Source organism: Metabacillus sp. RB-C-LZQ-3-1, assembly GCF_058315175.1.
This window is the reverse complement of the sequence record NZ_JBZFLI010000010.1, coordinates 16120-31033: the sequence shown is the minus strand read 5'-3', so window position 1 is coordinate 31033 and position 14914 is coordinate 16120. Positions and strand designations below refer to the sequence as shown.

Genomic DNA, 14914 nt, shown 5'->3' with positions numbered 1-14914 from the left:
TTTCACCCCTTACAATTCAGGTTTTGCTTTATGATGTTCTGTTGCTTGCTCAAACGCATGAGCAACGCGGTAGATTGTGCTTTCATCGAAATGCTTTCCGATAATTTGTAACCCCAGTGGTAATCCATTAGATAAGCCACAAGGTACAGAAATTCCTGGTACACCTGCAAGGTTAACTGGAATGGTTAAAATATCATTTGCATACATTGTCATTGGATCTTTTACATTTTCACCAATTTTAAAAGCAGGTGTTGGCGTTGTTGGTCCAATAATCACATCATATTTTTCAAATACGTCTTCAAAGTCTTTTTTGATCAATGTACGTACTTTTTGTGCTTTTTTATAGTAAGCATCATAGTAACCAGAGCTTAATGCATATGTTCCAAGCATAATACGGCGCTTCACTTCATTACCGAAGCCTTCAGCACGGCTTTGCTTGTACAATTCGATTAAGTTTTCTGCATTATCTGAACGGTATCCATACCGAACTCCGTCAAAACGAGCCAGGTTTGCAGAAGCTTCAGATGAAGATAATAAATAGTAAGTTGCAAGAGCATATTTCGAGTGTGGCAATGATACTTCTTCCCATGTTGCTCCTAGCCCTTCTAACACTTTCAAAGCATCAAGAACAGACTGCTTTACTTCTTCTTTTACACCTTCACCAAGGTATTCTTTTGGTACAGCAATTTTTAAGCCTATCACATCACCGGTTAATGAAGAAAGGAAATCTGGCACTTCCACATTTGCGGACGTTGAATCCATTTCATCCACACCGGAAATGGCTTGTAAAAGAAATGCATTATCTTCAACTGTACGTGTAATCGGTCCAATTTGGTCTAAAGAAGATGCAAATGCAACTAATCCAAAACGTGAAACACGACCATATGTAGGCTTTAACCCAACAACACCACAGAAGGAAGCTGGCTGACGGATGGATCCTCCAGTATCTGATCCTAGTGAAAATGGAACTTCACCAGCAGCTACAGCGGCAGCAGATCCACCACTTGAACCGCCTGGTACAGTCTCTAAATTCCATGGATTGCGAGTTGGCTTAAATCCAGAGTTCTCAGTGGATGAACCCATCGCAAACTCGTCCATATTTAATTTTCCAATCGTAACAGCTTCAGCATTTTGAAGATGTTTAACAACTGTCGCATCATAGATAGGGTCAAAGTTTTCTAAAATCTTACTTGCACAAGTAGTACGTAAACCTTTTGTGACAATATTATCTTTGACACCGATTGGCATACCGAACAATAATCCAAACTCATCACGACTGCCTAGCGCTTCATCTAATTCTTTCGCATATGTACGCGCATTTTCTTCATTTAATGTAAGAAACGCTCCAACTTGTTCATCAACCGCGTGGATGCGTTTATATGATTCATCTACTAAATCAGAAACGGTGATTTCCTTCTTATGTAAAAGTTCTTTTAATTCTGATATTTTCCGATCAAATAATGCCATGCTTGTCCCTCCTTTATTCTAAAATAGATGGTACACGAATATAACCATCAGCATGATCTGGTGCGTTTTTGACAACCTCTTCATTGTCTAATCCTTTTTTCGGAACATCCTCTCTCATCACATTTTTCATATCTAACACATGAGATGTAGGTTTTACATTTTCAGTATCGACTTCATTTAATTGCTCTGCAAACGTAATAATCGCATCTAATTGTTTTGTAAAAAGCTCAGCATCTTCTTCCGAAATAGCCAAACGAGCTAAGTTCGCAACATGCTTTACTTGATCAATTGAAATTCTAGACATCTAACACTCACCTCCACAAAATCGTACAATCACAATACTCTGATGATACCAAATGAACATATATTTAATCAACAATTGTAGAGAAAAGCTACCTTACTTGAAGCTCAAAATAATTTTTATCTTCGATTCTGATGATTAATCAACAATTATTTTAGATTTATCTTCGATTTTTCCAATTTATCGACTATTCGAAAAATCCCCCTTTTAGGAACAAAAAAACGCTAGCTCTATACTAGCGGCACTTTTTCGAGATACTACTCAATCTCAATTTTCCTTGGCTTCTTTTTATCCAGCTGAATCTCCAACAATCCATGATTGTACATAGCCTTCATATTTTGCCTTATTACATAATGAGGTAATGAAACACTGTTGACTCCACCGATTCTCCGGCCTTGGTGACGTTGTTCCTTCACCATTATGACCACATCATTCCCACTTAGCTCTACACTTATATCCTCTTTCGGGACACCAGGAAGTTCAGCAATAATGATAAAGTGATCGGTTGTTTCTTTTACCTCTAAAGAAAAACTGGCCATAGAAGTTGATTTCTTAAACACTTGATCGATAGAATCTAACAGCGTTCGCTTAGGTCGACTTTGAAAAAACTCATTGATCATCTTCATTGGATCATTACTCAGAGCAAATCCCTCCTCTAGTCATCTTCTTTATATCGTATGACTATTGAAGAAAATTGCCTCAAAAAAAGAAGATAGGGATCCCCCTATCTTCCTCTATTATTATAGTTTCGCTTGTTCAAACTCTTCTTCTATTTCTTGTGAAGGAGCTTCTGTTACTAAGCTTACTACCATAGCAACAATCCACGCGAAGACAAATCCTGGAACAATTTCATATAGGCTAAATGGAATTAATTCTGCAGCGGTTAATTTCTGCCATACAACAACTGTAACTGCTCCTACGATCATTCCTGCCAATGCTCCCCAACGATTCATACGTTTCCAGAAAAGGGAGAGAATGATTACAGGACCAAATGCAGCGCCAAATCCTGCCCAGGCATAACTTACAAGATCTAATACAGAGCTTTCTGGGTTCATGGCTAATAAAATAGCAATTAACGCAATTGCCGCAACAGATATACGACCTACCCATACTAGTTCTTTCTCAGAAGCATCTTTTCTTAAAATAGCTTTATAGAAATCCTCTGCAACAGCACTTGAAGAAACTAAAAGCTGTGAATCAATTGTACTCATAATAGCAGCTAAAATCGCGGCTAATAAAATACCTGATACCCATGGGTCAAATAATACTTGAGTAAACAAGATGAAAACCTGTTCTCCATCTGGAAGCGGGTTATCCGCAAAATATGCGATACCTGCAAAACCAGTAAAGATGGCTCCAAATAATGAAACGATCATCCAAATTGTCCCGATCATACGAGCTTTAGGAACATCTTTTTTCGAACGTAATGCCATAAAACGTGTAAGGATATGCGGTTGACCAAAGTAACCTAATCCCCATGCTAATAATGAGATAATCGCTAATGTTGACATACCTGAAAATGCATCAAGGTAGATCGGATCAATTTCTCCAACTGCATTTACAGTTTCATTCCAACCACCAAGTTTGTTTATTGCAACAACTGGTACAATAATCAATGCTAAGAACATTAGAATCCCTTGAATAAAGTCAGTCCAACTTACGGCTAAGAAACCTCCAAGGAATGTGTAAGAAATGATGACAATTGCACCAATCCAAAGTGCTTGTGTGTAAGATAAGCCAAATGAAGCTTCAAAAAGCTTTGCTCCACCAACCATACCTGATGAGGTATAGAACGTAAAGAACACTAAGATAACCAATGCTGAAATAACACGTAAAAGCTTTGATCCATCTTTAAAACGATTTTCAAAGAAATCCGGAATTGTAATAGAGTCATTTGCTACTTCTGTATAAGTACGTAATCGCTTTGCAACGAATTGCCAGTTTAGATACGCACCTACCGCTAAACCAACTGCTAACCAGATTTGGTTCATACCACCTGCAGCATAGACAGCACCAGGTAATCCTAATAATAGCCAACTACTCATATCTGAGGCACCGGCACTTAAAGCTGCCACACCAGGACCTAATCGTCTACCACCTAAAACATAATCTGAAAGATTGCTTGTCATTTTATATGCAGCTACACCAATACCTAACATACCCACTAAATAAATTATAAAAGTTATTAATACGCCTGTTTCCATTATTAGTCACTCCTCTCTGTGAATACTGTAATAATTGATATTACCACTAAAGTTAACATCGGTACGAATAACCAAAACCATGTTGCTCCTGTTAATGCATGTTCCACGATTGCTTCACCTCCTAAATTAGCTATCACCAAATCCTTATGCAAGTTTATGCAATTTCATGATGAATGATATAAATAGTTTACTAGGATGACAATAGGCAGAACTCTTATAACATCGTAACACAATTTGACAAAGCGAACAATTTTCTGTTTTTAATATAACTCTCTGCATGAATATTTATACACAAAAACGCATTATATAGGCAACATATCCTATTATAGATTATATCTATTCATAAAAATTTATAAAATTAAGTTCGCAATAATCGTGTTTTTGCGCAATCATTTTGAAGATTTTTGTCTTTTAGGGCATAGAATTTCATGATATAATATTTTATTTTTCTCCATTCACTTGTCTGAATTGATGTATGCTTTTTCTATTTTCTGGAGGCATTGCTAGTTATATGGTAAAATTGGACAAGATCATCTTGTCAGGAGTGGTGTAATGAAGAAATTCCTAATCGGTTTTGGCGGGGTATTAATACTCCTAGGTACAGTTGGATTGATAAATCATATTTCTTTAACGTTTAAAGCTGTTGAAACAGAAAGAGAAATGTATGGTGGTTCTGTTCAATTCATGATACTTCAAATGGTTAGCTCGCTCGGACCTTATTTAATGGCTTTAATAGGCGGAGGCATTATTATTGCTCTCGTCGCCTTTTTAAATGCATATGAAAAAAGAAATGATCTCACATCTCAATTAATTGATGCTTTAACAACCAATGGTTCAATTGAGAAAATAAGTCATACTCACCTCCAACCGCTACAGAATGAAACTAAACCGTTAGAGGAACCCATTGAGGATGAAATCTCTAATTATGAGCATACGCAAAATGATCGTCTGTATTGGAATGGGTAAGCATGAGTTATTAGATAAAACCGAAGGATATGTAATAGTCTCTATTTTACTTTTATTATAAGCAGGAAGTACTTTTCACTTCTATACTAAAAAAGCTTGGATTTTCCATCCAAGCTTTTTTCATTATTTATAAATATGAACCGTTAGCTCCTCTTGGTTTGGCTCTTTTAATACAAGTGCTTCCTGGCCGGATGTTGACATGATATTAACTTCAAGTGTCATATAGCTCGGGAAGTATTCCATCACTTTTCCTGTAACAAATTGAGTAAATGCCACAACCTCTGCTTTCCCATAAAACTGCATTGGAATCTCAATATCTAAATAGTTTAGCTCATCATTTTTATAGAAGGCCTTTCCTATGACCCCTGTGTAATTTGGGAAAAACTCTTCGATATCCTGCTTAAAGCGATTAAACATTTGAGCATCGTCTCTATAGTCATTGGTTGCTTCTGTTGATGGAAAGAAGTAATAATCCTCGTTTATTGCTTCCCATTTCCCTAAAGTGTTCGTCCCCTGCTTTACAGTCGTTTTAGCAATAAAATTACCAGGTACAATAGAAGACTTCTTTTCTTGCTCGTATATGGCAATAACAATCGGGACATTTTCTAAACCATTTGTATTTCTAAGGCGATTCGTCACTTCTTGTGCAATCTCTTTTCCCTTTTCTAAAATTTCACTTCTACTAATTTTGTGCTCTCTAGCGTATCCATCCTCTTGATTAAAATAATGGACAGAATTCATGGCTAACCCAATAACAACCCCGCCAAGCTCAACTGTATCACCTTCACGTACTAAATAGTTATGCTCAAGCATATGGGCTAAGTAAATCGGGTTTTCTGCATTTTGTTTTTCTAATCCACCTTCACCAGATAAAGCGGGGTTTAAGCCTAAATCCACAAACTCCTCACCATTTTCCTTTGCTTCAGCTTTTGCTTGTGCAAGGGCTTCCCCTGTTAGTTTTCTTCTTAACCAACTTGTAATTACGTCACCTTTTAAATATTGACCTTCTTGGTATAGATATTTATCTGGTGCAAATGTATCCTGAGCAACTCTCATTAATCCTGTTTCAAATTCATCAATATCTAGTCGAGTATTTAGTTGTTGAGAAACTAACCCTCTTGCTTCCCCTTGCTTGAATGGCAGGATCATTTTGTAGTATGAATCTGAAATATTGTACTTTGGAATAATCGCTGTTTCTTTTGATTCATCCTCGGTTTCCTGTACGATTTCCTCTTGCTCTCCGAAATTAGGTGCACAAGCCGTTAACAACAACAAACCTGTTAGCACCATAACTAGTTTCTTTTTCAATGTAAGTCCACACCTCTTATTTTTATCCAATTTCGCTAGGACTGGTTTTGACGATTATTTGTTTAACTCTTCTACCAATTGAGCTTCATTCCACACTTCAATATTTAACTCTTCAGCTTTTTTCAATTTACTTCCTGCAGCCTCACCAGCTATGACAAGATCTGTGCTTTTGCTAACACTTCCAGTAACTTTTCCACCAAGAGCTTCAATGCCTTCTTTCGCTTCATTTCTTGATAATTGCTCCAGCTTCCCTGTTAACACAATCGTTTTTCCAGCAAAATAAGAATCACTATCTTCTGCTTTTACTAGCTTTGGACCTTTATAGGTTGTGTTAACACCTAGTGCTTGTAATTCTGTTATAAGGTGCTGGACATCCGGGTTTTGGAAATACGTCGTAATCGCATCCGCCATTTTTTCACCGATTTCATTGATGGCTACAAGCTCTTCCATTGAAGTTTGCTGGAGCTTTTCAATGGTTTCGAATTGTTGAGCCAATGTTTTAGCCGCTTTTGCCCCCACATGACGAATCCCTAAGCCAAAAAGAAGCCTTTCAAGTGAGTTTTCCTTAGATTGCTCAATGGCTTGTAATAGGTTATCTGTAGACTTTTCACCCATTCTTTCAAGCTGCAATAGCTGCTCTCTTGTTAATCGATATAAATCTGCCACATCTTTAATTAACCCTGCGTGGAATAATTGAGAAACAACCCTTTCTCCAAGACCATCAATATTCATCGCATTTCTAGAAACAAAGTGAATAAGGCCTTCCTGGATTTGAGCAGGACATTGCGGATTGATGCATCGAAGTGCGACTTCTCCTTCAATTCTTACTAGCTCACTTTCACAAGCCGGACAATGTGTCGGCATTGTAAATTCCTTTTCCTCACCGGTACGGTGTTCCACCAGAACATTTACAACCTCTGGTATGATGTCACCTGCTTTTTTGACGACAACTGTATCACCGATTTTAATATCTTTTTCTCTAATCAAATCTTCATTATGTAGAGATGCACGCTGAACGGTTGTACCAGCAACCCTTACTGGTTCTAATATAGCTGTTGGTGTGATAACACCTGTTCTTCCAACACTTAATTCAATATCAAGTAACTTTGTCATGACTTCCTCAGCTGGAAACTTATATGCAACAGCCCAACGGGGACTTTTCGCAGTGAATCCAAGCTCTTCCTGCTGAGCTAAGGAATCTACCTTAATAACAATTCCATCAATATCATAAGGGAGTGTTGCACGTTTTTCTTGGAGATTTTCGATCAGAGTGATCACTTCATCAATGCTTTCACATTTTCTACGTTCCTTATTTGTTTTAAAGCCTTCATTTTCAAGGAAATCAAGTGCTTCACTATGTCTTTCAATTCCAGTTCCGCCTAGATCAGCGATACTATACACAAAGATATCGAGATTTCGCTTGGCAGCAATCTTAGGATCCAGTTGTCTAATTGAACCTGCCGCAGCATTTCGTGGATTTGCAAACGGCTCTTCCTCAGCAGCTAATCGGAGTTCATTTAATTTTTCAAAAGATTTTTTCGGCATAAATACTTCACCGCGCACCTCAAAAGACACATCCGATTTAAGCTTTAACGGTATCGAGCGAACGGTTTTTAAATTTTCCGTAATATCTTCACCCGTTGTTCCATCTCCACGTGTTGCACCTTGAACAAAATAGCCATTTTCATAGCGAAGAGAAACAGCCAATCCATCTATTTTTAATTCAACAACATACTGTACATCATCTCCAACCGCTTGTTTGACTCTTCGATCAAAATCCCGCAAGTCCTGTTCATTAAATGCATTCCCTAAACTTAACATAGGTGTACGATGAACAACCTTTTGAAAGGCTTCTAACACAACACCTCCAACCCTTTGGGTCGGAGAGTCTTGTGTTTTCATTTCAGGAAACTCTTCCTCAAGCTTTAAAAGTTCTTGCATGAGTCGATCATATTCTGAATCAGGAACACTCGGATTGTCTAAAACATGATATTCATAATTGTAAGTGTTTAATAACTCATGAAGCTCTTGAGCTCGCTTTGTTGCTGATTGTTTATCCATTCAGATGTCCAATCCTTTCTACCGTAACTTTAGTTTACACGATTAATAGGAGCAAATTTAGCAAGGAGACGTTTAATCCCGACCGGACTAGGAAACGCAATATCCAATTCCTTTCCCTCGCCGGTTCCTTTTACACTTACTACCGTACCAATTCCCCATTTTTTATGTTCGGCTTTGTCTCCAACTGCCCAAGAAACCTCATCTCCACCAGTGGAGGTTGTTGTGACAACAGGTCTTGTTACTGGTGGACGCTTCTCCTGTCTGCGGGCAGCACTAAATGATGGAGCAGCTTTTTTAGCTTGTTCATTTAAGTTCTCAATTAACTCACTAGGAATTTCTGAGATAAATCGTGATTCTGGGTTCATGCTCGTCCTACCAAATAATGTACGCATTTGAGCATTTGTTAGATATAGCTCTTGCTCAGCCCTTGTAATACCTACATATGCTAGACGACGTTCTTCCTCCATCTCATCTTCTTCCATTAAAGAACGGCTATGTGGAAATACCCCTTCCTCAAGTCCTATTAAAAAGACAACTGGGAACTCTAGTCCTTTTGCAGAGTGTAATGTCATTAAAACAAGTGCATCACTTTGTTCTTGTTCTTCTTCATCAAGCTTATCGATATCAGATACTAGAGCTAAGTCAGTTAAAAAGGCAACAAGGCTTTTGTCATCATTTTGTTTCTCAAAGGTTTGGGTAACAGATAGAAACTCATCGATATTTTCTAAACGACTTTGAGCTTCAAGCGTTTTTTCTTGCTTCAGCATATCTCTATAACCTGATTTTTCGATAATCTCCTCTGCAAGCTCTGTAACAGAAAGATAGTCCTGCATATTACCCAGGTTACGAATTAATTCACGAAACTCTACCATTGCATTGATGACTCTTGCACTTACCCCAATTTGCTCAATTTCATCGAGAGCTTGGAATAAAGATAAGTCATTGTCAATCGCGTAGTTCGCAATCTTATCAAAAGATGTTGAGCCGACTCCACGTTTCGGTACATTAATAATACGTGCTAAACTAATATCGTCATTAGGATTAGCGATTAAACGAAGGTAAGCAAGTAAATCCTTAATCTCTTTTCGATCGTAGAACTTAATGCCTCCAACAATCGTATAATTTAAATTCGACTTTAACAAAACTTCCTCAATAATACGAGATTGTGCATTTGTACGATAAAGAATGGCAATATCAGAAAGCTTTCTTTGTCCTGAATCAACTAGCTGCTTTATTTTCCCTGCAACAAATTGTCCTTCTGCTGCCTCACTATCAGCACGGTAGTACGTAATTTTTGCCCCTTGCGGATTATCAGTCCAAAGCTTCTTCGGTTTGCGATTTGAGTTTTGTTTAATCACTTCGTTTGCAGCTTCTAATATAAGCTTTGTTGAACGATAGTTTTGTTCTAATAAAATGACATTTGCTTGAGGATAATCTTTTTCAAAGGATAAAATGTTGGCAATATCTGCACCACGCCAACGGTAGATCGATTGATCAGAGTCCCCTACTACACATAAGTTTTGAAATCTTGCAGCTAAAAGCTTTACAAGCATATACTGTGCTCGGTTCGTATCTTGATACTCATCAACATGTATATATTGGAATTTCCGCTGATATGACTCTAGCACTTCAGGAACACGTTGAAATAATTGAATGGTTGTCATTATAAGGTCATCGAAGTCAAGTGACTGGTTTTTTCGGAGTTTCTTTTGATAATCCTTGTAAATATCACTTACGATTTGCTCGTAATGACTTCCTGCTTGATTATCAAATTCTTCTGGTGTTATTAGTTCATTTTTGGCACTACTAATAGATCCTAGTATACTTCTTGGATCATACTTTTTAGGATCAAGATTTTTTTCTTTTAAAACTGATTTTATGACTGACAATTGATCTGTCGTATCAAGAATGGAAAAGTTACGGTTTATTCCCATTCTGTCACTATCTCGTCGTAAAATCCTTACACACATTGAGTGAAAAGTAGAAATCCAAATATCATCTCCGCCGGAACCTAGAATTCCTTGAATCCTCTCTCTCATCTCGCGTGCTGCCTTATTCGTAAACGTAATCGCCAATATATTCCAAGGCGCAACCTGTTTTTCTGTCATTAAATATGCAATACGATGTGTCAACACCCTCGTTTTACCACTGCCGGCACCTGCCATAATCAATAAAGGTCCGTCTGTTGTTTTTACCGCCTTTTGTTGCATATCATTCAAACCTGTTAGTAACTGATTTGATAAAAATTGCAACATCCTCACCATCCTTTACACAAACATACGTTCTATTTTATCGTTATTATAATAAACCTTCAACAACAAGGTGATTTAATCATATAAAAAGAATTAATTTTTAATAGATCCTTTTACAGCATCAACTGTTTTCAATGCTTCAGGCAGATTTTCATAAATAACATTTCCAACTACAACCACATCTGCATATTGAGCATATTTCTTTGCCTGATCAGGGGTTTTAATCCCGCCGCCATAGAAAAGCTTTGTCTTATCAAGCACTTTTTTTGTTTGCTCTACAACAGAAATATCCCCCAATTTACCGCTATACTCTAGATAGAAAATCGGGAGGTGGTATATATTCTCAGCTACGCGGGCGTAAGCTTTCACATCTTCAATTGATAAATCCGTATTTGCCTCTGTTAAAGCTGCAGCTTTACATGCAGGATTTAAAATACAGTAGCCCTCGACAAGTATTTCATCCCAATTCATGATCTCGCCATATTCCTTAACAGCTTCTTGATGAAGCTCCATCATCCATTTTGTTTTTTTACTATTTAATACAGTTGGAATAAAGTACAAATCAAAACCAGGGATAATCGATTCTACTGTTGAAATTTCTAAAACACAAGGGATAAGATATCGTCTAATTCTCGACATTAAATTCAATACATTATCCTCTGTGATATTATCACTTCCACCGATTAAAATGGCATCTGTACCAGATTCACAAATCTTTTCTAAATCTTCATCATTTATTTCTTTATCAGGATCGAGCTTAAACACATGCTTCCACTCGGTAATATCGTACATACTGGATTCCTCCATTCAAAACATCCATTTCCCTATTATAGCAAATTACCTGCTAGCAAAAAACTTAAAACAGAAGGAAGATCCTTGAAGTTTTAAATGAATGATTTATTCTTACTTAAGAAGGCGCAAGCGTAGATGTTGACTTATCATAAGAAGGCGTGTGAAGTTCGCAAGTTGTCGGGGGCTTGCAGTGAAGATACGTGACATCAATCTCCATGATTGATACTTGCATGTCCTGTGCTTCAGAGCTAGACACTAGTACAAATTTTATACTATCTTTTCTTTGTGCAAAGAAAAACACCGCAATTTTGCGGTGTTTTATCATTACTCAGTTTCGTCATCTGATTCTTTGTTACCATGAACACGTTCCAATGCCATTGTATACGCATCATTTCCATAATTCAAACAACGCTTTACTCGAGAAATAGTAGCTGTGCTTGCCCCTGTTTCTGTTTCAATTTTATGATACGTATATCCTTCACGCAGCATTCTGGCAACTTCAAGCCTTTGTGCTAGCGATTGGATCTCATTAACTGTACATAAATCGTCAAAAAAACGATAGCATTCCTCAAGATCCTTTAAGGATAAAATAGATTGAAATAGCTGATCAAGCTCTTTTCCGCGAAGCTTTTCTATTTGCATATATCATTCTCCTTTTGTTCTTACGATTGAATTAAAAACATATCTAGATTTGGTACAATATGAATCCATGTTCTTCCCGGTACAAACTTTATGATGTTCCCGTCTTTTACAGGGAGAATTCTACCATCTTTATTTACCCATTCTACCTCTTGCATCAAACCATTTTGAAGCAAGAACGCTTTTCCTCCAGACGTCAAATCAATTCCACGTCTTCCATAGTTATCAACTATGTTGTGCTTCATTTCTACTACAAAAACATTTGAAAGTTCGACTGGTTCTTCACTCTCAAGATCAACTGATTGTTGATTGCCGCTATATCGATTATAGATCTTCTCAGTTTGATTATACTCATAAGTTGCATTCCAGGTTTGAGACTTGTCATATTTAATAACAAACTTGTTTGCTTGTTTCCCCTCTAGCTTTTGCACTTCTTCTTCAGTTAAGAAATCAATGGGCTCCACTTCAGCCGCAATTTCATATTGATTAGAAACAGCACCTTCTAAAATATTTTCTTTTGATATATAGGAGTTATGTGGTGCTTTTCTATGGGTAGCTCTCCAGAAAAGCGTGCCGTCATATTCCATCCCATTAAGGGAATCCACTTCCCCGCTTGATAGCATTTCTAACGCATCTGGACTATAGCCATGAGCGACATAAAGTGCATCATATCCTTTACTTAAATCAATATAATAGGGCCTGGCGCTTCTTACAGGTCCAATGATATCCGGGATTTCACTTTGATAAATAGCTAAAAATCTAGTAACACTACCTTCAGCTAAGACTTCATACACAATGTCAGCCTTTGTTAAGCCTGATTGCGGCCTTGCAGCGGGATGATTATTCACCATCACACTCACTGGACGTTGTGCCAGACTTTGTTCGTCTCCTTTTAACCCCGTTAAAGGTGAGACAACGCTTTCTTCAATTACTTCGACTGCTGGTTCATCTACTTGTTCGGAAACTTCGTCACTATTAGGAGTATTTTGCTCTTGTGATTCATCATTACTGCAGGCACCCACAATAACTAACAATGATAAAATGGCTATCACATATTTTACATTCCTCAAGCTAACACAACCTTATCTCGTTTTCCACTTTTATATTTTAACGCATTATAGACGGAAAGAGTACCGTTTTTTTCATCACATCAAAAATGCCTCTTGGGGTGATTCGGATATATGGTAAATGAGTTGCCGATAAAAAAAGCAAAGAATAAATTGGATCATCAAATGGATAGCCCCGCTCTTTTAACATGAGACTTAGTTCCTTTTGTTTTGTAATGACCTTTTCAAGAGCCTCATTAGAAGCCCCGCCGTTTAACAGTAATGGCATCTCAAATATGATGCGGTCATTCTCTGCTAAAACAATCCCTCCGCCAATTTCTTTCATTTTCGTAAAAGCTGCTAGCATTTCTTTTTTGTTTTTTCCGATAACAATAATATCACCTGTTGTTGAATAGGTACTAGCAAAACCTTGCACTTTTTTAGAGAAACCTTTTATAACAGTATTAACCCTCCATTCACCATTACGGTCAATTAATGCTAAAAAGCTTTCATCGTGATGTTCTGAAAGATCGTTACTAGAGCTGTCAATCGTAACAGAATAAGGCTCCATAATTACAGCATTGCGCATTTTCATTCCCATTGGCATAGAAAACTGAAGATCATCAATTTGCAGATCCCATGTTATTTCAGCAGGCTCTAAACCGTATTGCCCCCAATCAACATCATCCTTAAATCGTTGAACCTCTTTGTTTTTAAGGAGCCATTTACCTTTTGACATTACCGATAGAGGATCAGGATTATCAATATTTTCAAGTATGTTTAATGTTGCCACACGACCTGGAGCAATCACTCCAATACGATCTTCTAACTGATAATATCGAGCAATATTAAAGGACGCCATATGATAGGCATCAATTGCAGGGACATTACAGTCTAATGCAATGTCTATACATTTATTGATCATTCCATTTTCATAAAACATTGGTGTTGAACCATCTGTTGTGAAATATAAATGATCATATACTTTAAGCCCCGCATCCTGTACTTCTTTTATTAATTTCTCGAGGTCCGGGCGGATAGATGATTGCCTTAACGCAGTTGTATATCCCATTTTCAATCGATTCATCACATCTTTACCTGTCATTGATTCATGATCACTATCGATTCCAAATAATTTCATTTTCATCAGTGTTCTTTCAGAAGCCCCTGGAAAATGACCTTCCAAACGTTTTCCCTTTCTCTTTGTTTCCTGTAGCCAATATAGAATCCAATCATCTCCATCAGCAAGCTTCGGCCATCCTGTTAATTCTCCGCCTTGAAGAACAGCCTTATGTTCCAACCATTTTCGGACAAAGTCATGAGAAAAGACCTTTTCCTCAGAATGTACCTCTGTTTGCAAATCAAACCTAGCCCACCAGTAAAAATGGTACGGCAGCTTTTTCATATCATCAATAAAAGTAAGCGCTTTCTTTTTGTTGGACTGTAAAAGTAGAAAAAGGTTATCACCTATGAATGTTGTTGTTCCTGTTTGTGACACATACTTTGCTAATGACTGGGGATTATATAAGTGAAATGGATGAGCATGCGGCTCAATATAACCTGGAACAATCACCTTGGAAGTGCAATCAATTATTTCCATGTCTGAAGTCTGTTCAGGTAAATTATCACCCACATAAACGATTCGATCTTCATAAATCCAGAGATTAGCTTTCATCCATTGCCTTAAGTATGAGTTAAGATAGGTTGCATCTTTCAGAACAACTGTAGGTGCTAAGTCGTTTGTTAATACCTCTATTTGTTTACGTATCTGACTGTTTTTCCATTGTTCGGGCATAAAAGACCCTCCATTTTCTAGTTACTACTTAGATACTATGTTAACATATGGAATTTATTAACGCATTAAAGATTTTATTTCAA

At 37.3% G+C, this 14914-nt stretch carries 12 protein-coding genes; 1 reads left to right on the top strand and 11 read right to left on the bottom strand.

Annotation, left to right across the window (positions count from 1 at the left end; translation table 11 throughout):
* Window positions 1-9 precede the first annotated feature (9 nt).
* From gatA to putP, 4 genes are all read right to left on the bottom strand, one after another.
* Complete coding sequence (gene gatA / locus AC4GZ8_RS16120) at window positions 10-1467, bottom strand: Asp-tRNA(Asn)/Glu-tRNA(Gln) amidotransferase subunit GatA (RefSeq protein WP_491082915.1); 1458 nt, start codon at window positions 1465-1467, stop codon at window positions 10-12.
* A 13-nt stretch (window positions 1468-1480) separates the two neighbouring features.
* Window positions 1481-1771: an Asp-tRNA(Asn)/Glu-tRNA(Gln) amidotransferase subunit GatC gene (gene gatC / locus AC4GZ8_RS16115; RefSeq protein ID WP_491082914.1), complete on the bottom strand. Its 291-nt coding sequence runs from the start codon at window positions 1769-1771 to the stop codon at window positions 1481-1483.
* A gap of 254 nt (window positions 1772-2025) precedes the next feature.
* Window positions 2026-2394, bottom strand: coding sequence for an Hsp20/alpha crystallin family protein (locus AC4GZ8_RS16110; RefSeq protein ID WP_491082913.1), 369 nt, complete (start codon window positions 2392-2394; stop codon window positions 2026-2028).
* Window positions 2395-2508: 114 nt separating this feature from the next.
* Complete coding sequence (putP, locus tag AC4GZ8_RS16105; protein ID WP_491082912.1) at window positions 2509-3972, bottom strand: sodium/proline symporter PutP; 1464 nt, start codon at window positions 3970-3972, stop codon at window positions 2509-2511.
* A gap of 552 nt (window positions 3973-4524) precedes the next feature.
* Here putP and AC4GZ8_RS16100 point away from each other — a divergent pair.
* On the top strand, window positions 4525-4938 hold the full coding sequence (locus AC4GZ8_RS16100) for a hypothetical protein (RefSeq protein ID WP_491082911.1): 414 nt from the start codon (window positions 4525-4527) through the stop codon (window positions 4936-4938).
* Between the two features lie 123 nt (window positions 4939-5061).
* On the opposite strand, the gene AC4GZ8_RS16095 is transcribed toward AC4GZ8_RS16100, so the two are convergent.
* From AC4GZ8_RS16095 to AC4GZ8_RS16065, 7 genes are all read right to left on the bottom strand, one after another.
* Entirely contained in the window at window positions 5062-6246 is a 1185-nt protein-coding gene (locus AC4GZ8_RS16095) for a CamS family sex pheromone protein (RefSeq protein ID WP_491082910.1), read from the bottom strand.
* A 54-nt stretch (window positions 6247-6300) separates the two neighbouring features.
* Window positions 6301-8307 carry an NAD-dependent DNA ligase LigA gene (gene ligA / locus AC4GZ8_RS16090; protein ID WP_491082909.1) on the bottom strand — a complete coding sequence of 669 codons (2007 nt, stop codon included), beginning with the start codon at window positions 8305-8307 and terminating at the stop codon, window positions 6301-6303.
* Between the two features lie 29 nt (window positions 8308-8336).
* A complete protein-coding gene (gene pcrA / locus AC4GZ8_RS16085) occupies window positions 8337-10559 on the bottom strand; it encodes a DNA helicase PcrA (RefSeq protein ID WP_491083059.1) in 2223 nt (740 codons plus the stop codon).
* Window positions 10560-10652: 93 nt separating this feature from the next.
* Window positions 10653-11351 (bottom strand): heptaprenylglyceryl phosphate synthase, encoded by a 699-nt coding sequence (gene pcrB / locus AC4GZ8_RS16080; RefSeq protein ID WP_491082908.1) that lies wholly within the window; start codon window positions 11349-11351, stop codon window positions 10653-10655.
* 324 nt (window positions 11352-11675) lie between these two features.
* Complete coding sequence (locus tag AC4GZ8_RS16075) at window positions 11676-11993, bottom strand: YerC/YecD family TrpR-related protein (protein WP_491082907.1); 318 nt, start codon at window positions 11991-11993, stop codon at window positions 11676-11678.
* A 20-nt stretch (window positions 11994-12013) separates the two neighbouring features.
* Entirely contained in the window at window positions 12014-13060 is a 1047-nt protein-coding gene (locus AC4GZ8_RS16070) for a DUF3048 domain-containing protein (protein ID WP_491082906.1), read from the bottom strand.
* Window positions 13061-13097: 37 nt separating this feature from the next.
* Window positions 13098-14831 carry an adenine deaminase C-terminal domain-containing protein gene (locus tag AC4GZ8_RS16065; RefSeq protein ID WP_491082905.1) on the bottom strand — a complete coding sequence of 578 codons (1734 nt, stop codon included), beginning with the start codon at window positions 14829-14831 and terminating at the stop codon, window positions 13098-13100.
* Between the last annotated feature and the right edge of the window lie 83 nt (window positions 14832-14914).

Excerpts from the sequence above, each read along its gene's own strand:
- gatA (WP_491082915.1), bottom strand. The coding sequence starts at position 1,467 with ATGGCATTATTTGATCGGAAAATATCAGAATTAAAAGAACTTTTACAT.
- gatC (WP_491082914.1), bottom strand. The coding sequence starts at position 1,771 with ATGTCTAGAATTTCAATTGATCAAGTAAAGCATGTTGCGAACTTAGCT.
- AC4GZ8_RS16110 (WP_491082913.1), bottom strand. The coding sequence starts at position 2,394 with ATGAAGATGATCAATGAGTTTTTTCAAAGTCGACCTAAGCGAACGCTG.
- putP (WP_491082912.1), bottom strand. The coding sequence starts at position 3,972 with ATGGAAACAGGCGTATTAATAACTTTTATAATTTATTTAGTGGGTATG.
- AC4GZ8_RS16100 (WP_491082911.1), top strand. The coding sequence starts at position 4,525 with ATGAAGAAATTCCTAATCGGTTTTGGCGGGGTATTAATACTCCTAGGT.
- ligA (WP_491082909.1), bottom strand. The coding sequence starts at position 8,307 with ATGGATAAACAATCAGCAACAAAGCGAGCTCAAGAGCTTCATGAGTTA.
- pcrB (WP_491082908.1), bottom strand. The coding sequence starts at position 11,351 with ATGTACGATATTACCGAGTGGAAGCATGTGTTTAAGCTCGATCCTGAT.
- AC4GZ8_RS16075 (WP_491082907.1), bottom strand. The coding sequence starts at position 11,993 with ATGCAAATAGAAAAGCTTCGCGGAAAAGAGCTTGATCAGCTATTTCAA.
- AC4GZ8_RS16065 (WP_491082905.1), bottom strand. The coding sequence starts at position 14,831 with ATGCCCGAACAATGGAAAAACAGTCAGATACGTAAACAAATAGAGGTA.